Consider the following 19,585-nt stretch of genomic DNA (forward strand, 5'->3'; position numbering starts at 1 on the left):
ACGCCGCCATGAATCGCGCGCGCGGCATGTCGCTGCTGGAACTGCTGATGGTGCTGGTGCTGGTCGCCACCCTGGCCGGCATCGGCGCGACGGTCATTGGCCGGCAGCTGCCGGGCCGCGAATTGCACGACGCCGCCCGCACCGTCGCCGGCGAACTGCGCTTCGCCCGCGCCCGCGCCATCGCCACCGGCCGGCCGCAGGTGTTCGTGATCGACGTGAACACGCGCAGCTGGCAGGGCGCCGACGACCGCAAGGGCACGCTGCCCGAAGGCCTGGACGTGGTCGCCACCACCGCCCGCGAAGAGCGCCCCGCGCGCGACCAGGCCGCGGTGCGTTTTTTCCCGGAAGGCGCCGCCACCGGCGGCCGCATCGTCATCAAGCGCGGTGAAGCCGCCTGGCGCGTCGACGTCGCCTGGCTCACCGGCGAAGTAACGCTGAGCCGTGGCGAGGGCCCGGCATGAAGCGCACGAGTGGATTCAGCCTGATCGAAGTCATGCTGGCCTTCGTTCTGATGGCGGTGTCGCTGGGCATCCTCATCGCCATCCTCGGCGGTGGCCTGGCCCAGGTCCGCACCTCCGGCGACGCGACCGAAGCCACCCTGCTGGCGCAAAGCCTGCTGGCCGAGCAGGGCGTGCTGTCGGCGATCGAGCCGGGCACGCAGCACGGAGAGTTCGCGCGCGGGCGCTACCGCTGGACCCTGGAGATCACCGAAGTGCCCGACCCGGCGCCGGCGGCGCCGGAGATCCCGGGCGCCGAACCGGTTGAAACCGCGGGCCGGGTGATGCCCAATGCGCCCGTGCTGTACCAGCTGCAGCTCGACGTGGGCTGGGGCGAAGACGACTACGCCCGCCAGCTGCGTTTCACCAGCCTGCGCGCACGTTATCCGGCCATGCTCGAAGGGGCGCTGCCGTGACCCGGTGCGCACGCGGCTTCAGCCTGATCGAGGTGATGATGGCCACGGCGCTGCTGGCGGCCGGCATGGCCCTGGCCTTCGCCGCGCTCAGCAATGCCACCCGCGCCACCACCGCGGCCGAAGTCGAGTCAGCGCGCAACGAACGCCTGCGCGCGGCCCAGGGTTTCCTGCGTCGCCAGCTCGAGGGTGCGCTGCTGCTGCCGATGGAAGTGCCCCGCGCCGGCGAGGAAGCGCCGGTGTTCGAAGCCAGCGCCGACCATCTGCGCCTGGTGGCGCCGATGCCCGGTTACCTTTCGCGCGGCGGCCCGCACGTGCAGGAATTCCGCCTGGTGCGCGGTGCCGGCGGCCTGCGCCTGGAGTTCCAGCACCAGCAGCTAAGCCCGGAAGGCCCGATCGAACACGAGCGCCCGCCGGAAGTGCTGCTCGAGGGCATCCGCGACGCCCGCTTCGCCGTGCGCACCCTGGACGAAACGGGCGAGGCCGGCGACTGGCAGGCCGACTGGGAAACGGTGGGGCGGATCCCCCGCCTGGTGCGGCTGGAGCTTGAATTCACCGAGCCGCGCGCGCGCTGGCCGGATTTCGTCGCCGCACCGCGGCTGGGGCAGTCGCTGCCGCCGGGTGCCGGCGCCGGCATGCTCTCCCCCGGCGACCCGGCGCCCCCGCCCGAAACCCCGGGGCCGGTGCGATGAGGGGCTCGCGCGGCGCCGCGCTGCTGCTGGTGATCTGGCTGCTGCTGTTGCTGGCCGGCGTGGTGGTGGTGTTCGCCTTCAGCGCCCGCATCGAGTCCATGCAGGGCAGCGCCCTGCGCACCCGCCTGGCCGGCCAGCTTGCGGCCGAGGCCGGCCTGGAGGTCGCGGCACTGCGCCTGGCCGACGCCGACCCGACCCGCCGCTGGTTTCCCGACGGCCGCGCCAACACCTTCGACTACGCGGGCCACAAGGTGCACGTGCGGGTGCTGGACGAGTCCGGGAAAGTGGACCTGAACGCGGCCGACGCAGCGCTGTTGGCCGAGCTGATGATCGCCCTGGGCGTGGAGGAGCTGCGGGCCCGGCAGTTGGCCGGCGCCATCCAGGACTGGCGCGACACCGACGACCTGCTGGCGATCGGTGGCGGCGCCGAAGATCCGGACTACGCCGCCGCCGGGCTCGACTACGGCGCCAAGGACCAGCCCTTCAACACCGTGTCCGAGCTGCAGCAGGTGCTGGGCATGGACGCCGACGTCTACGCGCGCCTGGTGCCCCACGTCACGGTGTTCACGGCGTCGCCAAGGCCGCTGCGCGATTTCGCCCAGATGCCGGTGCTGCTGGCCCTGGGCATGGGCCAGGCCGACGCCGAGGCCTGGATCCAGGCGCGTTCAGCCTGGCAGCCCGGCCTGCCGCTGCCGGTCTCGCCCGAAGGCGGCGCCCTCGCCGCGGCCGGGTCCGGCACGTATAGTGTCGCCAGCCGCGCCGTCCGTGCGGACGGCCTGGCGGTCGAAGTCACCAGCACCGTGCGAATCGGCGCGGCGGCGGGCTTCGGCCAGCTCTACGCACCGCTGGCCTGGCGGGTAGGGGAACCCGACTGATGCCTGCTGTCGATCGACTGACCACATCGCTTGAAACCTTGCGCCTGCGACTGGCACGCACGCCGCTGCCCGGCTGGGGCCGCGAAGCCGCGGCCGCCTGGCGCGCCGTGCTGCCGCCGGGCCTGCGCCCGCTGCTGCAGGGCGAAACCCACCGCCTGCTGCTCGATCGCGATGCCGACCTGCTGCAGGTGTCCGTGGCCGACGCCAGCGGCGAACGCCTGCTTGGCGACGTGTCGCTGGCCGACCTGGCGCTGCGCGAGGCCCTGGCCCGGCGGCTGGCCGATTCGCCGGCGCCCGTCTGGCTGATGCTGCCGGCCAGCGCCGTGCTTCGGCGCACGCTGACGCTTCCCGCCGCGGCCGAACCGCGCCTGCGCGACGTGCTGGCCCACGAAATCGACCGCCAGACGCCGTTCTCCGCCGACCAGGTGAGCTTCGAAGGCCGCGTCCTGGCCCGCGACGCCGCCGGCCTGTCCCTGCAGGTGGAACTGCTGGTGCTGCCGCGTGCCCGCCTCGAGCAGGAACTGCAGGCCATCACCCCCCTGGCCGCGTGCCTGGCCGGCGCCGACGTGCGCGACGCCGATGGCCGCGGCCTGGGCATCAACCTGCTTGCGCACACCCAGCGCGCCCGCCGCAGCGACCCGTCGCGCCGGCTCAACCTGGGCCTGGTGGCCGTGGCCGCGGTGGCGTTGCTGCTGGCCCTGGGCCTGGTGCGCTACAACCGCAGCCAAGCCCTGGCCGACCTGCGCGCGGACGTGGCCAATGCCACGCTCGAGGTCCGGCAAGCCCGCCTGGCGCGCAACCAGCTGGTGGCCAAGGTCGAGGCCGCGAACTTCCTGGCCACGCGCCGCGCCGCCCGGCCGACCATGCTCGAACTGCTCGACGAACTCACCCGCCGAATCCCCGACGACACCTCGGTGGACAAGCTCACCGTGGACGACGGCCGGCTGGTGATGGTCGGCCAGAGCCGGGCCGCGCCGGCGCTGGTGGGCCTGCTGCAGGCTTCCCCGCTGCTCGAGGAGCCCGCGCTCACCGGTGCGGTGCAGGCCGATCCGCGCACCGGCCGCGACCGGTTCACCCTGACCGCACGCGTGGTCGGCGCCACGCCGGAGGCTGCCAATGACGCCGGCCGCTGACCGCGCCCGCTGGCTGCTGGTGGGTGCGGCCATCGCCGCGCTTGCCTACTTCGTGCTGGTGCACTGGTGGTTCACCGCACCGATGCTGGCCATGGGTGACGACATCGGCCGGCTGCGCGACGAACACCTGATGCTGCGCATGGAAATCGCCCAGCGCCCGGCGCTGGAGGCCGAGCTCCAGCGCGTGCGCGCCTTCGAAGCCGGCAACACCGCCTACCTGCCTGAATCCAACCGGCAGCTGGCCACGGCCGCGCTGGTGCAGCGGCTCGAGTCGGTGGTGTCGCAGGCCAGCCCGCAGTCCTCGCGCTGCCAGATCACCGCCCGCACCCCCACCGAAAGCCGCAGCGACGAACCCTTCGTGCGCGCCACCGTGCAGGTGCGACTGCGCTGCGGCATGCCCGAGCTGGCGGCCGTCCTGCATGCGCTCGAAAGCGGCAGCCCGCAGCTGTTCGTGGACAACCTCGACCTGCTGTCGCGCGCCAGTTACCTCGGGTCCGCCCAGGAATCGGGGGCGGTGGACGTGAACTTCAATCTCTACGGCTACCTGCTGGACGTGCCGGGGGTGGCCCGTGATTGAGTCCCTGCGCCCGGTCAACGTGCTGCCGGCCGCCCTGGCGGCCTGGGCCCTGGCCCTGCTGCTGCTGGCCGTCGCCGGCCTGGGCGCCAACTTCGGACCGCACCCGGACAACGCCGCGCTGGCACCGCCCCTGCCGCAGGTGGAACTGGCCGACAGCAGCCCGCGCCTGGGCCCGCCCAGCCAGTACGCGGAGGTCGCCCAGCGCCCACTGCTTATTCCCAACCGCCGCCCGGTGGCGGTGTCCGAGTCGGGCAACCAGGACGCGCCGCTGGACTTCACCCTGACTGGCGTCCTGCTCGTCGGCGAGTTCCGCGCCGCGATGCTGCAGTCGCCCGACGGCCGCCGCGACGAGCGCGTGCGCGAGGGCGAACTGGTCGAAGGCACCGCCTGGCGACTGGTGTCGCTGGAGCCGCGGGCCGCGGTCTTCGAGGGCCCGGAAGGCCAGCGCCGGCTGGACCTGCGCCTCTACGACGGCAGCGGCGACCCGGTGCGACCGCGGGCCGCCGCCGGGCCAACCCCGGCCGCGGACGGCCGCCGCAGCCGCCGGGGTGACGAGCCGGCCCCGGAAGGCGCGCCGGCCGAGGCAACGGCCGACGCCCCGGCCAAGGAGGCCGAGGCCATGAGCGAAGAACAGCAAGTCGAAGCAATCCGCCGCCGCATCGAGGCCCGCCGCGCGCAAATGCGCGAGCAGTCCGCGCGGGAAGGCCAGAAGGTAGAGTAGCCAGATGAATTTCCGACTCCGTCCCGCCCCCCTCGTCGTGCTGGCCCTGCTGGTGTTCCTGGCCGGCTGCGCCACGCCGGCCTCGCCGGTGGTCCGCCGCGGCGCCGACCCGCTGGCCGGCGTGCCCGTGGTCAGCCGGGAAGCCACCTCGCCCGAAGCCGGCGCCGATCCGTCTGCCGGGACGGCGCCCGACCCTTATGCCGCGCAGCTCACGCCCGGCACCGGCCGGGTCATCAACGAGCAGGTGGCCTCGGCGCCGCCGCCGTCGCTGGACCTGCCCGGCGAGGCCACCTTCAACTTCGAAGGCGAGCCCGTGCACGCCGTGGTGAAGGTGATCCTGGGCGACCTGCTGCAGCAGAACTACGTCATCGCGCCGGGCGTGCAGGGCCAGGTGACGCTGGCGACGCCGCGTCCGGTCAATGCCGCCCAGGCCCTGGGCCTGCTGGAAATGGTGCTGGGCTGGAACAACGCCCGCCTGGTCTGGCTCGACGGCCGCTACAACGTGCTGCCGACCGAGCAGGCCATCGCCGGCAACCTGTCGCCGCGCACCGGCGGCGCCGGCAACGCGCGCGGCTACGAGGTGCGGGCGGTGCCGCTGCAGTTCATCTCGGCCAACGAGATGAAGAAGCTGCTCGAACCCTACGCGCGCCCCAATGCGGTGGTAAGCACCGACCCGGCCCGCAACATGATCGTGCTGGCCGGCACCCGCGCCGAACTGCAGAACTACCTGCGCACCGTCGAGATCTTCGACGTCGACTGGCTGTCGGGCATGTCGGTGGGCGTGTACCCGCTGCTGTCGGCCGAAGCCGACGACGTGGTCGGCGAACTCGAAGCCATCTTCGGCGCCGAGGGCAATACGCCGGTGTCGGGCATGTTCCGCTTCATGCCCCTGCAGGGCCAGAACGCGGTGCTGGTGATCACGCCGCAGCCGCGCTACCTCAATGAAGCCAAGAAGTGGATCGAACGCCTGGACGCCGGCGGCGGCGAAGGCGCGCGCCTGTACACCTACGAAGTGCTGTACATGAAGGCCACCGACCTGGCCGAACAGCTCAGCCAGGTCTTCGGTGGCGGTTATTCGGCGTCCGGCGGCGGTAATGCCGCCGGCCCGCCGTCGCTGATGCCCGGCCTGGAGCCGGTGCAGATCCGTTCGATCAACACCCCGGCACCCGACGCCGCCGACCCGGGCGCGCGCGCCAAGGCGGCCGAACAAGCGGCGGCCGCCGGCCGCGGCGGCGGCGACGGCATCGCCGTGGGTGCCTCGGACGACGTGTCGGTGAGCGCGGTCGAAGAATCCAACGCGCTGCTGGTGCGCGCGACGCCGGGCCAGTGGGAGTCCATCCGCCGCACCATCGAACGCCTGGACACGATGCCGCTGCAGGTGCATATCGAGGCGCAGGTGGTCGAGGTCGAACTCAGCGGCAAGCTCAGCTACGGCGTCAACTGGTTCTTCGAGCAGGCCGTGACCGAAAACGACCTGCCCAGCGCCCTGGGCCGCGACATCTGGGGCGACATCGCTGGCAGCATCACCGGCGCGAACGGCCTGGGTTGGACTTTCCTGGGCCGCAACGCGGCGGCGGTGATCTCGGCCCTGGACAACCAATCCAACGTGCGCGTGCTGTCCACGCCCTCGGTGGTGGTGCGCAACAACGCCGAGGCCAAACTCGACGTCGGCACCAAGATCCCGGTCAATTCGACCAGCTTCAACCCGATCGTCGGTGACGGCACCGGCGGCAACGGCACCTTCACCCAGGTCCAGTACCTCGATACCGGTGTCATCCTCACTGTCACCCCGCGTATCAGCCGCGACGGCACCGTGTTCATGGAGATCGACCAGGAAGTGAGTTCGCCGGGCGACACGCCGGACGACAACGGCAACCTGCCGATCAACAAGCGCAGCCTGGTCACCGAAGCGGCGATCCAGAGCGGCGAAACCGTCATGCTTGCCGGCCTCATCCGCGACAGCTCGCTCAAGGGCAGCGACGGCGTCCCGGGCCTGAGCCGTCTGCCGGTGGTGGGTGCGCTGTTCGGCCGCAAGACCGAAGACAACCTGCGCACCGAGGTGATCATCCTGGTCACCCCGCGCGTCATCCGCGATCCCAACGAAGCCCGTCGCCTCACCGACGAATACGGCGAGCGTTTCCGCGCGCTGGATCCGCTGCGCGTGGAAGACGATTCGCGCTGACATGGGTCCGGCCGTCCGCGCGGTTTTCCGCGAGCTGCTACGACGCGAGCTCGAGGAACGCTACCGCGGCAGCCTGCTCGGCGCCGCCTGGCTGCTGCTGCTGCCGCTGCTGCAGCTGGCGGTGCTGGCCTGGGTGTTCGGTGCGCTGCTGCCGGCGCGCGCGATGGGCGGCGGCGAACTTCCCTACGCCGCCTTCCTGGCCCTGGGCCTGTGGCCCTGGAACCTGCTGGCCAATGCCGTCAACCGCGGCGTCACCGCGCTGACCGACAACGCCGCGCTGATCGGCAAGGTCACCGTGCCGCACGGCCTGTACGTGGACACCCGGGTCGCCGCCGCCACGCTGATCGAGCTGGCGGGTTTCGCGATCGTGCTGCTGGCGCTGTGGCTGTGGGGCGTGCCGATGGACTGGAAGGGCCTGCCGGCGCTGGCCGCGGGCCTGGGCGTGGTGGCGGTGCTGGCGCTGGCGCTGGCGCGCCTGCTGGCGGTGCTGCAGGTGTTCCTGCGCGACATCGCGGCGCTGACCAGCCAGCTGCTGGTGCTGGGCTTCTTCATGACGCCGGTGCTTTACGACCGCGCGCTGCTGCCGCCGGCGGTGTCGCCCTGGCTGGTCCTGAACCCGATGACGGTGCCGGTGGAAGCCATCCGTGCCGGACTGTCCGGCGCGCCGGTGGACTGGCAGGCCCTGGCCGTCTGCGCGGCCGTCGCGGGCCTGCTGCTGGTGCTGGCGCAGTGGCTGATGCGCCGCGGCCGCGCCCACCTCGAGGACTTCCTGTGAGCACGCCGCTGGTCGAAGTGCGCGCCCTGTGCAAGCGCTACCCGGTGCTGGGCCATCGCGGCGACCGCCTGGCGGCGCTGTGGGACGTGGTGCGTGGCCGGCCGGCGCGGCGCCACGCCAGCGTGCTCGAGGACATCGCCTTTAGCGTGCAGCCCGGCGAATCGTTGGCGATCATCGGTGAAAACGGCGCCGGCAAGTCCACCCTGCTGAAGCTGATCACCGGCGTGCTGACGCCAACCTCGGGCAGCGTACGCACCCGCGGCCGCATCGGCGCGCTGCTCGAGCTGGGCGCCGGTTTCCACCCCGAACTCAGCGGCCGCGACAACGTGCGCCTGGCCGCGGCCCTGCACGGGCTCGACGCCCGCGCGCTGGCGGAAAAGCTGCCGGAAATCGAAGCCTTCGCCGACATCGGCGCCTACCTCGACGAACCGGTGAAACACTATTCGTCGGGCATGGTGGTGCGCCTGGGTTTCGCCGTCATCGCCGCGGTGCGCCCGGCCCTGCTGGTCACCGACGAAGTGCTGGCGGTTGGCGACGAGGCCTTCCAGCGCAAGTGCATCCGCTGGCTGGACGACTACCTGGCCAGCGGCGGCACCCTGTTGCTGGTGTCGCATTCGCTCTACCACGTGCGCAAGCTGTGCCGGCGCGCGCTGTGGCTGCGCGACGGCAAGGTGCATGCCCTGGGCGACGTGTTCGAGGTCAGCCAGGCCTACGAAGCCGCCCAGGCGGAAAAATCAGCGGGCGAAGTCGCCAGTGAAACCGCCACCACGCCGCGTCTGCCTGGCGAGGTCAGCGTGCAGGTTTTCCGCCTGCAGGGCGACGACAGCGGCGACGCCCTGATGCTGGGGCAGGGCGCCGGCCTGGACTGCGAACTCGAACTTCACAGCCGCGACGGCCGCGCCCCGGTGGCCATGCTGGGCTGGCTGCACGCCGATGGCACGCCGGTGTATGGCGTGAGTTCGGAAATGGACGGCGCCGTGCCCGAATCCCTCGGGGATGGCCGCTTCGGCTTCCGGATACGCTTCGACGCGCTGCCGCTGCTGCCCGGCCGCTACCGCCTGCGCGCGGTGGCGCTGGACGCCGAAGGCCTGCGCCTGTTCGACCAGCGCGAGCGCGAAATCGTGGTGCGCGGCGAATCACGCGAGTTCGGCCTGGTGCGCCTGCCGCACCGATGGGGTGAGCCATGAGCCGCCTTCCCACCGTCATCGTGCCGATCCACAACGCGCTCGAAGCGCTGGACGCCTGCCTGGCCTCGCTCGACCGCACCCTGCCGGCCGGCACCACCGTGCTGCTGGCCGACGACGCCTCCACCGACCCGCGCGTCAATCCCATGGCACGCGGCTGGTGTTACCGCAGCGCCCTTGATGCCCACTACGTGCGCCGCGAGCTGAACCTGGGATTCCCGGCCAACTGCAATGCCGCCTTCGGGGAAACCGGCGACGCCGACCTGGTGCTGCTCAATTCCGACACCGTCACTACGCCCGGCTGGCTGCAGCAGATCGCCCGCTGCGCCGACCGCGACCCGCGCATCGCCACCATCACCCCCTGGTCCAACAACGCCGAGATATGCAGCTTCCCGCGTTTCTGCGAAGCCAATCCGGTGCCCGAAGACCCCGATTCCCTGGCCGAAGCCGCCGCGCTGACCGCCGACCCGGACCTGCCCGAACTGCCCACCGCTGTGGGCTTTTGCATGTACCTGCGCCGGGCCGCGCTGCGCCAGCTGGGGGGCTTCGACGCCGCCACCTTCGGCCCGGGCTACGGCGAGGAAAACGACTTCTGCCTGCGCGCGGCCGCCATGGGCTGGCGCAACGTGCTGTGTGAAACCGCCTACGTGGTGCACCTGGGCAATGCGTCCTTCGGCCCGCTGGACCTGGCACCCAACGGCGACAACCTGGCCCGCCTGCTGGCCCGCTGGCCCGACTACAACGAGCGCGTGGCCCGGTTCATCATGGCCGACCCGCTGCGCCCGCACCGCCAGCGCCTGCAGGAAAACCTTGAAAAACTGGCGCGTTCCGGCCCGCAGCGCGACCTGTTCGGCTAGCATCTGCCCATGTCCGAACACCCCGTCCTGCCGTTCACCGGCGAGCGCTACACACCCGAGCGCGACCGCGAGATCGCCTACGAGCACTGGCACCGCTACGCCCTGGCGCGGCCGCTGGCCACCGGCCGGCGCGTGCTCGACGCCGCCTGCGGCGAGGGTTACGGCAGCGCCCTGATCGCCCGCGCCGGTGGCCGGGTGCTGGGCCTGGACGCCGACGTCGAAACCATCGAACACGCCCGCACGCGTTATGCCCACATCCCGGGCCTGGTCTACGAACAGGCCGACGCCACGGCCCTGGACCACCTGCCCGACGCCAGCTTCGACCTGATCCTGAGCTTCGAAACCCTGGAACACGTGCAGGCCCAGGAACAACTGCTCGACGGCTTCGCCCGCCTGCTGGCGCCCGGCGGCCTGCTGCTGGTGTCCACGCCGGACAAGCGCGTCTACACCGACCTCACCGGCGAAGTGAACCCGCACCACGTGCGCGAGCTCTACCGCGACCAGTTCGAAGCCCTGCTGGCGGCGCGCTTCCCGGCCCGGCGCCTGTTCGGCCAGAAGCTGCTGTTCCAGTCGGTGCTGTGGGACCTGGCCGGCGGCGGCCTGGCCGAGGCCAGCACCGCCACGCCCGAAGGCCTGCAGCCCGGCCTGGTATACGCGCCGATGTACCTGCTGGCCGCCTGCGCCCGCGAACCGCAAACCCTGGCCGCGCTGCCGGCGCTGTCGCTGCACGGCGACCTGGCCGAAAGCGTCTATGCCGACTACCGCGATCAAGTGCGCCGCAACCGCGCCGCCGCCGCCCACATCGCCCACCTCGAGGCCACACTGGCCCGGCTCCGGGGCGAAGCGTGAGCCAGACCCCCGCACCCCAGGGCGCGCTGGACTTCGGCGCCCGCGACATCGGCGTGGTGGTGGTGACCTACGCCAGCGCCGCCACCATCGAACGCTGCCTGTCCGCGCTGCTGGCGGCCAGGCATGTGATGCGGGTGATGGTGGTCGACAACGCTTCCCGGGATGACACCTGCGCCATCGTCGAACGCCTGGCCCGGCGCGACCCGCGCATCGGCCTGGTGCGCAATCCCGACAACCGCGGGTTCGCCGCCGCCTGCAACCAGGGCGCCACGGCCATCGCCCAGCCGTGGATCGCCTTCGTCAATCCCGACGCCTTCGTCGAACGCGACACGCTGACCCGCCTGGCGGACGTGGCGATGGTGCGCGCCGGCGCCGGCCTGCTGGGCGTCGAACACCGCGACCCGGACGGCACGCCCGACCCGGCCTCGCGCCGCAGCGACCCGTCGCTGCGCGAGCAGCTGTTTTCCCTCGGCCGCCGCGACAACCTGTTCCTGGGCCGCGACCCGGCCCAGGCGGTGCAGCCGGTGGAGGCCGTGTCCGGCGCGCTGATGTTCCTGCCGGCGGTGCTGTTCGTGCGCCTGGGTGGCTTCGACGAAGGCTACCGCCTGCACGCCGAAGACCTGGACCTGTGCCGCCGCGTGCGCCAGGCCGGCTACGAGGTGCTGGTGGTCAACGACCTGGCCGTGACCCACCTGCGCGGCGTGTCCAGCCGCCGCCGCCCGGCCTGGGTGGAATGGCAGAAACACCGCGGCATGTGGCGCTACTTCCGCAAGTTCGAGGCGCAACACACGCCGATGTGGCTGCAGCCGCTGCTGTTCCTGGCGCTGTGGCTGCACCTGCCGCTGGCGCTGGCCCGTAAGCTATGGCGATGAACCGCGCGCCCGCCCGCAGCATCTACCTGGCCCACCTGGACATCGTGCACGGCTGCCAGCTGCGCTGCCTGGGCTGCCCGAACTCGATCCTGCAGCCCAAGATCAGCCAGGTGCCGGAAGCCGACTTCGCGGCGATCCTGGCCAACATCGACGTGGATCGGATCCACCTGCTGCGCCTGTTCAACTTCGGCGAACCGCTGCTGCACCGGAACCTCTCCGGGCTGCTGGCGCATATCCCCAGGCAGCGCTGGACGGTGGAGCAGGTCGAGCTTTCGACCAACGCGCAGAAGGTCTACTGGGACGACTTCGAGAAGGCGATCGCCGGCGGCGTGCTCAGCCGCATCATCGTCAGCTGCGACGGCGACGGCACGCCGGAAGAGTACGAACGGCTGCGCCCGCCGTCGCAGTGGTCGAAGCTGGAAGCGTTCCTGGAGCGCACCAAGGCGCTGTGCGACAAGCACGGCAGCGACATCGAGCTGCGCACGATGACCGTGTGCGAAGACGAAGCCGCGCGCGAACGCTGGAACGCCTTCCTGCTGCCGCGGGGCTGGACGCCGCGCTTCCGGCGCTGGATGTGGCTGCCCGAATCAAGCCAGAACCTGACCGGCCGCGACCCGCAGCCCGGCAAGGGGGTTTGCCTGTTCATGGCCGACCCGGCGGAGTTCACCGACCATCCCTGGGACGGGGAGGTGAACCAGCTGTACATGGACGCGGACGGCACCGTGGTGCCCTGCTGCGTGCACCCGCAGGCGGGCATCCTGGGCAACCTGCGCGAGCAGACCTACAACCAGGTGCTGGCGGGCGCCGCCCGGGCCGGCTTCGTCAGCGAACTGCGCGACAACCGCGCCGGCATGCGCATTTGCGGCGGCTGCGAAGTCGGCCCCGCCGGCGCCGCCGGCCCCCCGCAGGACGCGGCGCTCGACGGCGGCAACAACTAGCCGACCCCCTGCAGGCGGGCCCGCGAATATGAACGGCTCGTTAATATTCGGTTAAAGAATGCCCCCATATGAATGCGGGATAAATCCTGCTAGCTTCCGGTTACTTTGCGACGGGCAGCACAGTTCTGTCTCCGCCGCGTCCCTGTAACCGCTGGAGGATTTTAGTGAACAAGCTGACCCGTAATCTGCTTTGCACTGCCGTCGCACTCGCGTTTTCGGGCGCGGCCCTGGCTTCCCAGCCGGATGCCGATCGGTACATCGTCAAGTTCAAGGACGGTGCCCGCGGCAACGTCGAAAACGCCGTCCGCGCCTCCGGCGGCAGCATCAAGTTGCAGATCTCGGGCATGAACGCGATGGCCATTTCGGTTCCCGCGGCTGCCCTCAATGGCCTGAAGAACAATCCGAACATCGAGTACGTCGAGCAGGACCACCCGCGCTACCTGATGGCGCTGTACAACGACGACGCCGGTGACCCGACCACGACCCAGCTGACGCCCTACGCGATCTATCAGTCGCAGGCCAACCAGGTCGCCCTGAACCTGGCCAGCGCCAAGAAGGTCTGCGTCATCGATTCCGGCCTGGCCTATGCGGGCCAGGGCGAGACGGGCGGTCCGAACATGGACTTCTCGGACAGCAACATCACCGGCAGCAACGACAGCGGCACGGGCAACTGGTACCAGGACGGCGGCCCGCACGGCACCCACGTCGCCGGCACCGTCGCGGCGCTCGACAACGGCTTCGGCGTGGTCGGCATGGCGCCGGGCAATCCGCTGCACATCGTCAAGGTCTTCAACGACGCGGGCTGGGGTTACTCGTCCGACCTGGCCCATGCGGCGTCGAAGTGTTCGGAGGCCGGCGCGAAGATCATCTCCATGAGCCTGGGTGGTGGTGGCGCCAACAGCACCGAGCAGAATGCCTTCGACCAGTTCACCGCCAATGGCGGCCTGGTCATCGCCGCGGCGGGCAACGACGGCAACAGCGTGCGTTCCTACCCGGCCGGCTACAAGTCGGTGATGATGATCGGCGCCAACGACGCCAATAACCAGATCGCCAGCTTCTCGCAGTTCCCGTCCTGCACGGTCTCGACGGGTCGCGGCAAGAACGCCACCACCGAAACCCACGATGGCTACTGCGTGGAAGCGACGGCCGGCGGCGTGGACACGCTTTCCACCTATCCGGCCGGCGGCGCCACGCTTTCCACGCTCGAAGCCGACGGCAGCGGGTTTGCGTCGTCCGCCATGGAGAACGCGGGTTCCGCGTCCGGTTCCACCTTCTTCATGGGCACGGCCGAGTCGACGGCCGCCGGCGCGGCCGGAAGGGTCTGCGTGATCGATCGCGGCGTGATCTCCTTCCACGACAAGGTGAAGAACTGCCAGAACTCCGGCGGCATCGGCGCCATCATCATCAACAACGAAGCGGGCATGCTGTACGGAACGCTCGGCACCGCCAACACCACCTCGATCCCGGCGGTTGGCGCCGCGCTCGAGGACCGCAGCGCGCTGGTCGGTTCGTCTTCCGCCGCGATCAGCGTCGGCGCCGGCGACTACGGCTACATGAGCGGCACCTCGATGGCCACGCCGGGCGTGTCCGGCGTCGCGGCGCTGGTGTGGTCGAACCACCCGACCTGCACCGGCACCCAGATCCGTGAGGCCCTCAAGGCCACGGCCGAGGACGCCGGCGCCGCAGGCCCGGACGTCTACTTCGGCTACGGCATCGTCAAGGCCAAGGCGGCCAGCGACTACCTGACCGCGAGCGGCTGTGGCGGTGGCAGCGAGCCGCCGCCGCCGGCGGGCGCACCGGAGAACCTCAGCGGTTCGGTGAACAAGCGCGGCAAGAACTACAACTACAGCCTGTCCTGGAGCGGCGGTGGCGCGACGGTGGACATCTTCCGCAACGGCGGCAAGATCACCACGACCAGCAATTCCGGCGGCTTCAGCGAAAACCTGGGCGCCACCTCGGCGAGCTACCAGGTGTGCAATGCCGGCACCACCAGCTGCACGGCCACCGTCATCGTCACGTACTGAGTCGACACGGAAACCGGTTCCACAGAAGGCCCGCGCAAGCGGGCCTTCTGCATTCGTGGCCATGGCAAGAGGATTGGCCATTGGCCTGGCCAATGCCGCAGCTGGTCCGGTGTCGCCACCGCAGCGGGTTTTGGCACGTCCTGGGAGTTCAGCTGACTGGCCGCTCCTGGCCGATTGCCACCAAGGCCGGTACCGACCCGAAGCGGACGTCCGGCCGCGTAGCTGTCACGCCGGTGAATCCAAACGACCTCCACCCCGCATCCAAGCCTCCGAAGCGCTGAAATACGTCCGCGCACCCCGGAGCTTGGAAATGATGGCCATCGATGCAGTGCGACACACCTTGGCGGCCCTCGCCTTGGCGGCGGCAATGGGCTCGGCGGCCACCGCCGCGTCCGAACCGGAGTCCGGCGCCACCCCCGCTAGCACGTCGAGTGGCGTGCTGGAGGAACAGGCCGCGCACTTCTGGCACGCCGTGTCCGCCGGAGCCGATGAACGCCAGGCGCTTCTGGCGCGCCACTTCAGCCCCGGCCTGCGTGAGCGCAATGGCGATGCAGACCTGCTGGAAACCTTGGCCATGCTCTCCGAGGCTCTGGCGTCGGAGTTGGGGGCGCTGCCAGCGCCCAACGTGATCCAGGGCGAACAAGGCCCCACCGGCGAACTGCAGTACACCTTGCCGACCGGCCGGCGCCTGTCGTTGACGCTAGCGGTGATCGGAACCGATTCGCCCCGGATCGATCGTTTCGCCCTCAGGCCGCTGCCGCCGCAGGTGGCCTCGGTCGGGCAGGAGCAGTTGCCCGCGGTGATTCGCGACCGCGTCAAGGTCGAGTCCGAAGCCGGCCGGTTCTCCGGCGCCGTGCTGGTGGCCCGCGGCGACGACGTGATCTACGCCGACGCCGTCGGCCTGGCGGACCGCCAGTCCGGTCGCGCCAACACGCTCGATACGCCGATCAACCTGGGCTCGATCAACAAGATGTTCACGGGGATCGCCATCGCCCAGCTGCAGGCGGCCGGCAAGCTGGATTGGCAGGACACCGTCGGGCTGCATCTGCCGGACTTCCCGAACGCGACGATCCGTGACCACGTGACGATCCACCAGCTGCTCACCCACACGTCCGGCGTCGGCGACTACTGGAATGCCGCGCACGCCGCGCGCCGCCACGAGCTCGACACCCAGCAGGAATTCCTGGAAACCTTCGTGGACCAGCCGCTGCGGTTCGAGCCGGGCAAGGGGCTGGAATACAGCAATGGCGGCCCGGTCATCCTGGGCCTCATCATCGAAGCGGTCAGCGGCAGCGACTACTACCGGTACATCCGCGACCACATCTATCGGCCGGCCGGCATGGTGCATGCGGACCATTACCGCAGCGACGACGTAGCCGCCGGTTTTGCGCTGGGCTACCTCAAGACCGACACGGGCACGTGGCAGGACAACAGCGCCGAGCTGAGCCTGCGGGGATCCGCAGCCGGCGGCGGCTACGCTTCCGCCCGCGACCTGTTCGCCTTCTCGCGGGCCCTGGCCGCCGGGCGCCTGCTGACCCGCGCGCAGCTCGACGTCCTGTGGACACCCCACCAGCAGACCGGGCCCATGGCTTACGGCTATCTTTCCAGCATCGGCGGGACGCCCGAGCGGCGCTGGGTGGGGCATAACGGCGGCGCGCCCGGCATATCGGCCGAGTTCATCCACTACCCCGACGACGACCTGGTGATCATCGTGCTGGCCAACCAGGACCATGCCGCGGAAGGCATGCGCGAATGGCTGCACGCCCAGGTGGAAGCGTCCCTTTTTGAAACAAGCCAACCGTAACTGGAGCACACCCATGGAACTCCTTCCGATCCTGATTATCCCGGCAGCGATCATGTTGCCCCCGGTTCTGATCACCGCCCTGGTGTTGCGCTACCGCCGCGCCCGCGCCGAAATGCGCTACCGGTTCCTGCTGCAGCTGGCCGAATCGGGCGTCGCCTTGCCCAACACGCTGCCCGGCGAGGCGCCGCCGCAGGACTGCGACCGTCGCCGGGCGCTGGTACTGCTGGCCGGCGGCCTCGGGCTGGGCATCACGCTGCTGGCGCTCCCGCTCGACTTCCCGCGGGGCCACCCCGTGGCGGAACTCTGGGGCCTTGGCATCCTGCCGGTGGCGCTGGGCCTGGGCTACCTCGGCAACTGGTACCTATCCCGGCGCGGGGGCGGGCATGGATGATCGCGATGCGCAGGCGCGCATCGATGCGGCCCTGGTCGACAGTGCCTTGCGGGACGACGGCGCCCGCGCCTTTGAACAGCTGGTTCGCCGGCACCAGGGGCTGGTCCGTGCCCAATTGCGCCGGCTGCTCGGCGACGACCCCGCGCTGGCCGACGACCTCGCGCAGGAAACCTTCGTCCTGGCCTGGCGCAAGCTGGCTCAGTTCCGCGGCGAATCGCGCTTCGGCACCTGGCTTTACCGGATCGCCTACGCCTGCTTTCTGCGACACCTGCGTAGCCACGGCGGGCGGACGCACCAGGACATGGCCTTGGACGCAGACGACGCGTTGGGCACGGACGGGCCCGGGCCTGAATGGGGTCTCGACCTGGACGCAGCCCTGCGCCGCCTGTCCATCAACCAGCGTGCGGCACTGCTGTACTGCGTGCAGCTCGAATTCACCCACGAGGAGGCGGCCGTGGTGCTGGACATGCCGCTGGGCAGCGTGAAAACGCATGTGGCGCGTGGCAAGGCCAAGCTTCGGCTTCTACTCAAGGACTGGGCACCCGGAGACCAAGGCAATGACTGAACACAAAGACGCATCCGATCCGCAACTCGATGACCTCCTGCGCCGAAACTTCCCCGGCGCCGTCGCGGATGACGGATTCTCAGCGCGTGTGATGCGCCGCCTGCCACCGCGTCGCGGGCCGCGACCCTGGTTGCTGCCGGGCGCAGCCGTGACCGGCAGCCTGGTGGCATGGCTGGCCTTGATGTCGTCGCCGGTTTGGCAACAAGTAGCGCAAGAGTGGCTTGCGGACGACTTCGGCGCCGCATCCGCCGGCATCGGCGTTTTGTTGCTTGGAGTCACGTTGGTCAGCTGCGCATGGGCGCTGGAAGAGGGTTAGCCGGCGCGGGCGTCGATTTCATCTCAGCGGACGCCGCTGGGTGACGCGACCTGGCCCAGGTGTGTGATCCGACTAGGCAACGTCCGCTTCTGGCCGGGAGCGGAGCTACGCCTTCTGTCGGTGAACGGCGATCACTACTTGCGCGCGTCTCGCGCCTGAAGGCGCTCCTACGGAGGGGCGAGAGAAAACGGCGCCAACTGGCGCCGTTTTCCGGAAGTGCGATTCGGGACTGAAGTCCCTCCCACGGAAGCTTACTTGAGGGCCTTGAAGCGCAGTCGGTGCGGGCCGGCGGCTTCCTCGCCGAGGCGGCGCTTCTTGTCTTCTTCGTATTCGCGGTAGTTGCCCTGGTAGAACTCCACGTGCGAATCGCCTTCGAAGGCCAGGATGTGCGTCGCGATGCGGTCAAGGAACCAGCGGTCATGCGAAATGACCAGCGCGCAGCCCGGGAATTCCAGCAGCGCGTCTTCCAGCGCACGCAGGGTTTCGATGTCCAGGTCGTTCGACGGTTCGTCGAGCAGCAGCACGTTGCCGCCCTGCAGCAGGGTGGACGCCATGTGCAGGCGGCCGCGTTCACCGCCCGACAGCGTGCCCACCAGCTTCTGCTGGTCCTGGCCCTTGAAGTTGAAGCGGCCGATGTAGGCGCGCGACTGGATCTCGACGCCGTTGATCGTGAGGATGTCCGAGCCGCCCGACACCGCCTGCCAGACGTTCTTGTCGGCATCGAGTGAATCGCGCGACTGGTCCACGTAGGCCAGCTTCACCGTCGGGCCGATGTTGACCTCGCCCTTGTCCGGCTTTTCCTGGCCGGCAAGCATGCGGAACAGCGTCGACTTGCCGGCGCCGTTGGGGCCGATGATGCCGATGATCGCGCCATTGGGCACCGTGAAGTTCAGGTCTTCGAACAGCAGCCGGTCGCCGTAGCTCTTGGAGACGTTCTTGAACTCGATCACGTTGTTGCCCAGGCGCTCGCCCGGCGGGATGAAGATCTCGTTGGTTTCGTTGCGCTTCTGGTACTCGACCGACTGAAGGTCCTCGAGCCGCTGCAGGCGCGCCTTGCCCTTGCTGCGGCCGCCCTTGGCGTTCTGGCGCGACCATTCAAGCTCGCGCTGCAGCGCCTTCTGCCGGGCCTTCTCCTGCGACTCTTCCTGCTTGAGGCGGTCGGACTTCTGCTGCAGCCATTCGCTGTAGTTGCCCTTCCAGGGAATGCCGCGGCCGCGGTCGAGTTCCAGGATCCACTCGGCGGCGTTGTCCAGGAAGTAGCGGTCATGGGTGACCGCCACCACGGTGCCCGGGTAGCGGGCCAGGAACTGTTCGAGCCATTCCACCGACTCGGCGTCGAGGTGGTTGGTGGGTTCGTCGAGCAGCAGCATGTCGGGCTTGGACAGCAGCAGGCGGCACAGCGCCACGCGGCGCTTCTCGCCACCCGACAGCGGGCCGACGATCGCGTCCCAGGGCGGGATGCGCAGCGCGTCGGCGGCAACTTCCAGCTGCTGTTCCAGGGTGTGGGCGTCGCCCGAGGCCAGGATCGCCTCCAGGCGCTCCTGTTCCTTGGCCAGCTTGTCGAAGTCCGCGCCTTCTTCGGCATAGGCCGCGTAGACCTCGTCCAGGCGCTGCTGCGCCTGCAGGATGTCGCCCACGCCTTCTTCCACCGCCTGGCGCACGGTGTGTTCGGGGTTGAGCTTTGGTTCCTGTTCCAGGTAGCCGATCTTGATGCCCGGCTGCGGGCGCGCTTCGCCGGTGAAATCGGTGTCCACGCCGGCCATGATGCGCAGCACCGTGGTCTTGCCCGAGCCGTTCAGGCCCAGCAGGCCGATCTTGGCGCCCGGGAAGAAGGACAGCGAGATGTCCTTGATGATCTGCTTCTTCGGCGGCACGGTCTTGCTGACGCCGATCATGGTGTAGATGTATTGCGACATGGTG

Annotated in this window: 20 protein-coding genes; 19 read left to right on the forward strand and 1 reads right to left on the reverse strand. The window is 70.0% G+C overall.

The window, feature by feature from the left end:
* The first annotated feature begins 8 nt into the window (after positions 1–8).
* The 19 genes from xpsH to IEX13_RS11930 all read left to right on the forward strand — a co-directional run bounded on the left by xpsH (position 9) and on the right by IEX13_RS11930 (position 17,665).
* Positions 9–461 carry a type II secretion system protein XpsH gene (xpsH, locus tag IEX13_RS11840; protein ID WP_188664492.1) on the forward strand — a complete coding sequence of 151 codons (453 nt, stop codon included), beginning with the start codon at positions 9–11 and terminating at the stop codon, positions 459–461.
* The gene (locus tag IEX13_RS11845) at positions 458–913 is read left to right on the forward strand and encodes a type IV pilus modification PilV family protein (protein ID WP_188664495.1); all 456 of its coding nucleotides are present in this window, start codon (positions 458–460) and stop codon (positions 911–913) included. The genes xpsH and IEX13_RS11845 overlap by 4 nt, the downstream gene beginning before the upstream one ends.
* Positions 910–1,602, forward strand: coding sequence for a prepilin-type N-terminal cleavage/methylation domain-containing protein (locus tag IEX13_RS11850; RefSeq protein ID WP_188664498.1), 693 nt, complete (start codon positions 910–912; stop codon positions 1,600–1,602). Before IEX13_RS11845 ends, IEX13_RS11850 begins: the two co-directional genes overlap by 4 nt.
* The gene (locus IEX13_RS11855; protein WP_188664501.1) at positions 1,599–2,477 is read left to right on the forward strand and encodes a type II secretion system minor pseudopilin; all 879 of its coding nucleotides are present in this window, start codon (positions 1,599–1,601) and stop codon (positions 2,475–2,477) included. The genes IEX13_RS11850 and IEX13_RS11855 overlap by 4 nt, the downstream gene beginning before the upstream one ends.
* Positions 2,477–3,610, forward strand: a complete 1,134-nt coding sequence (locus IEX13_RS11860; RefSeq protein ID WP_188664504.1) for a PilN domain-containing protein — start codon at positions 2,477–2,479, stop codon at positions 3,608–3,610. The genes IEX13_RS11855 and IEX13_RS11860 overlap by 1 nt, the downstream gene beginning before the upstream one ends.
* Complete coding sequence (gspM, locus tag IEX13_RS11865; RefSeq protein ID WP_188664507.1) at positions 3,594–4,187, forward strand: type II secretion system protein GspM; 594 nt, start codon at positions 3,594–3,596, stop codon at positions 4,185–4,187. Before IEX13_RS11860 ends, gspM begins: the two co-directional genes overlap by 17 nt.
* Positions 4,180–4,908: a hypothetical protein gene (locus IEX13_RS11870; protein ID WP_188664511.1), complete on the forward strand. Its 729-nt coding sequence runs from the start codon at positions 4,180–4,182 to the stop codon at positions 4,906–4,908. The genes gspM and IEX13_RS11870 overlap by 8 nt, the downstream gene beginning before the upstream one ends.
* Positions 4,909–4,912: 4 nt before the next feature.
* Positions 4,913–7,090 (forward strand): type II secretion system secretin GspD, encoded by a 2,178-nt coding sequence (gene gspD, locus IEX13_RS11875; RefSeq protein ID WP_188664513.1) that lies wholly within the window; start codon positions 4,913–4,915, stop codon positions 7,088–7,090.
* A 1-nt stretch (position 7,091) separates the two neighbouring features.
* Entirely contained in the window at positions 7,092–7,865 is a 774-nt protein-coding gene (locus tag IEX13_RS11880; RefSeq protein ID WP_188664515.1) for an ABC transporter permease, read from the forward strand.
* On the forward strand, positions 7,862–9,052 hold the full coding sequence (locus IEX13_RS11885) for an ABC transporter ATP-binding protein (RefSeq protein WP_188664517.1): 1,191 nt from the start codon (positions 7,862–7,864) through the stop codon (positions 9,050–9,052). The genes IEX13_RS11880 and IEX13_RS11885 overlap by 4 nt, the downstream gene beginning before the upstream one ends.
* Positions 9,049–9,906 (forward strand): glycosyltransferase family 2 protein, encoded by an 858-nt coding sequence (locus IEX13_RS11890; RefSeq protein ID WP_188664519.1) that lies wholly within the window; start codon positions 9,049–9,051, stop codon positions 9,904–9,906. Before IEX13_RS11885 ends, IEX13_RS11890 begins: the two co-directional genes overlap by 4 nt.
* Positions 9,907–9,915: 9 nt before the next feature.
* Complete coding sequence (locus IEX13_RS11895; protein WP_188664521.1) at positions 9,916–10,755, forward strand: class I SAM-dependent methyltransferase; 840 nt, start codon at positions 9,916–9,918, stop codon at positions 10,753–10,755.
* Positions 10,752–11,627 (forward strand): glycosyltransferase family 2 protein, encoded by an 876-nt coding sequence (locus IEX13_RS11900; RefSeq protein WP_229668540.1) that lies wholly within the window; start codon positions 10,752–10,754, stop codon positions 11,625–11,627. Before IEX13_RS11895 ends, IEX13_RS11900 begins: the two co-directional genes overlap by 4 nt.
* The gene (locus IEX13_RS11905; protein WP_188664523.1) at positions 11,624–12,565 is read left to right on the forward strand and encodes a radical SAM/SPASM domain-containing protein; all 942 of its coding nucleotides are present in this window, start codon (positions 11,624–11,626) and stop codon (positions 12,563–12,565) included. The genes IEX13_RS11900 and IEX13_RS11905 overlap by 4 nt, the downstream gene beginning before the upstream one ends.
* 164 nt (positions 12,566–12,729) lie before the next feature.
* Entirely contained in the window at positions 12,730–14,589 is a 1,860-nt protein-coding gene (locus IEX13_RS11910) for a S8 family serine peptidase (protein ID WP_229668541.1), read from the forward strand.
* A 310-nt stretch (positions 14,590–14,899) separates the two neighbouring features.
* A complete protein-coding gene (locus tag IEX13_RS11915; RefSeq protein ID WP_188664526.1) occupies positions 14,900–16,393 on the forward strand; it encodes a serine hydrolase domain-containing protein in 1,494 nt (497 codons plus the stop codon).
* A 13-nt stretch (positions 16,394–16,406) separates the two neighbouring features.
* On the forward strand, positions 16,407–16,784 hold the full coding sequence (locus IEX13_RS11920) for a DUF6249 domain-containing protein (RefSeq protein ID WP_188664529.1): 378 nt from the start codon (positions 16,407–16,409) through the stop codon (positions 16,782–16,784).
* Positions 16,777–17,349 (forward strand): RNA polymerase sigma factor, encoded by a 573-nt coding sequence (locus tag IEX13_RS11925; protein WP_188664532.1) that lies wholly within the window; start codon positions 16,777–16,779, stop codon positions 17,347–17,349. Before IEX13_RS11920 ends, IEX13_RS11925 begins: the two co-directional genes overlap by 8 nt.
* Positions 17,342–17,665: a hypothetical protein gene (locus IEX13_RS11930; protein ID WP_188664535.1), complete on the forward strand. Its 324-nt coding sequence runs from the start codon at positions 17,342–17,344 to the stop codon at positions 17,663–17,665. Before IEX13_RS11925 ends, IEX13_RS11930 begins: the two co-directional genes overlap by 8 nt.
* A gap of 251 nt (positions 17,666–17,916) precedes the next feature.
* Here the strand turns inward: IEX13_RS11930 and ettA are convergent, their stop codons facing one another.
* Positions 17,917–19,581, reverse strand: coding sequence for an energy-dependent translational throttle protein EttA (ettA, locus tag IEX13_RS11935; protein ID WP_188664538.1), 1,665 nt, complete (start codon positions 19,579–19,581; stop codon positions 17,917–17,919).
* Positions 19,582–19,585 lie beyond the last annotated feature (4 nt).

This window comes from Arenimonas soli (assembly GCF_014643775.1).
GTDB lineage: Bacteria > Pseudomonadota > Gammaproteobacteria > Xanthomonadales > Xanthomonadaceae > Arenimonas > Arenimonas soli.

Excerpts from the sequence above, each read along its gene's own strand:
- IEX13_RS11925 (WP_188664532.1), top strand. The coding sequence starts at position 16,777 with ATGGATGATCGCGATGCGCAGGCGCGCATCGATGCGGCCCTGGTCGAC.
- IEX13_RS11860 (WP_188664504.1), top strand. The coding sequence starts at position 2,477 with ATGCCTGCTGTCGATCGACTGACCACATCGCTTGAAACCTTGCGCCTG.
- IEX13_RS11915 (WP_188664526.1), top strand. The coding sequence starts at position 14,900 with ATGATGGCCATCGATGCAGTGCGACACACCTTGGCGGCCCTCGCCTTG.
- IEX13_RS11880 (WP_188664515.1), top strand. The coding sequence starts at position 7,092 with ATGGGTCCGGCCGTCCGCGCGGTTTTCCGCGAGCTGCTACGACGCGAG.
- gspM (WP_188664507.1), top strand. The coding sequence starts at position 3,594 with ATGACGCCGGCCGCTGACCGCGCCCGCTGGCTGCTGGTGGGTGCGGCC.
- IEX13_RS11895 (WP_188664521.1), top strand. The coding sequence starts at position 9,916 with ATGTCCGAACACCCCGTCCTGCCGTTCACCGGCGAGCGCTACACACCC.
- gspD (WP_188664513.1), top strand. The coding sequence starts at position 4,913 with ATGAATTTCCGACTCCGTCCCGCCCCCCTCGTCGTGCTGGCCCTGCTG.
- IEX13_RS11920 (WP_188664529.1), top strand. The coding sequence starts at position 16,407 with ATGGAACTCCTTCCGATCCTGATTATCCCGGCAGCGATCATGTTGCCC.
- IEX13_RS11845 (WP_188664495.1), top strand. The coding sequence starts at position 458 with ATGAAGCGCACGAGTGGATTCAGCCTGATCGAAGTCATGCTGGCCTTC.
- ettA (WP_188664538.1), bottom strand. The coding sequence starts at position 19,581 with ATGTCGCAATACATCTACACCATGATCGGCGTCAGCAAGACCGTGCCG.
- IEX13_RS11855 (WP_188664501.1), top strand. The coding sequence starts at position 1,599 with ATGAGGGGCTCGCGCGGCGCCGCGCTGCTGCTGGTGATCTGGCTGCTG.
- IEX13_RS11905 (WP_188664523.1), top strand. The coding sequence starts at position 11,624 with ATGAACCGCGCGCCCGCCCGCAGCATCTACCTGGCCCACCTGGACATC.
- IEX13_RS11890 (WP_188664519.1), top strand. The coding sequence starts at position 9,049 with ATGAGCCGCCTTCCCACCGTCATCGTGCCGATCCACAACGCGCTCGAA.
- xpsH (WP_188664492.1), top strand. The coding sequence starts at position 9 with ATGAATCGCGCGCGCGGCATGTCGCTGCTGGAACTGCTGATGGTGCTG.
- IEX13_RS11930 (WP_188664535.1), top strand. The coding sequence starts at position 17,342 with ATGACTGAACACAAAGACGCATCCGATCCGCAACTCGATGACCTCCTG.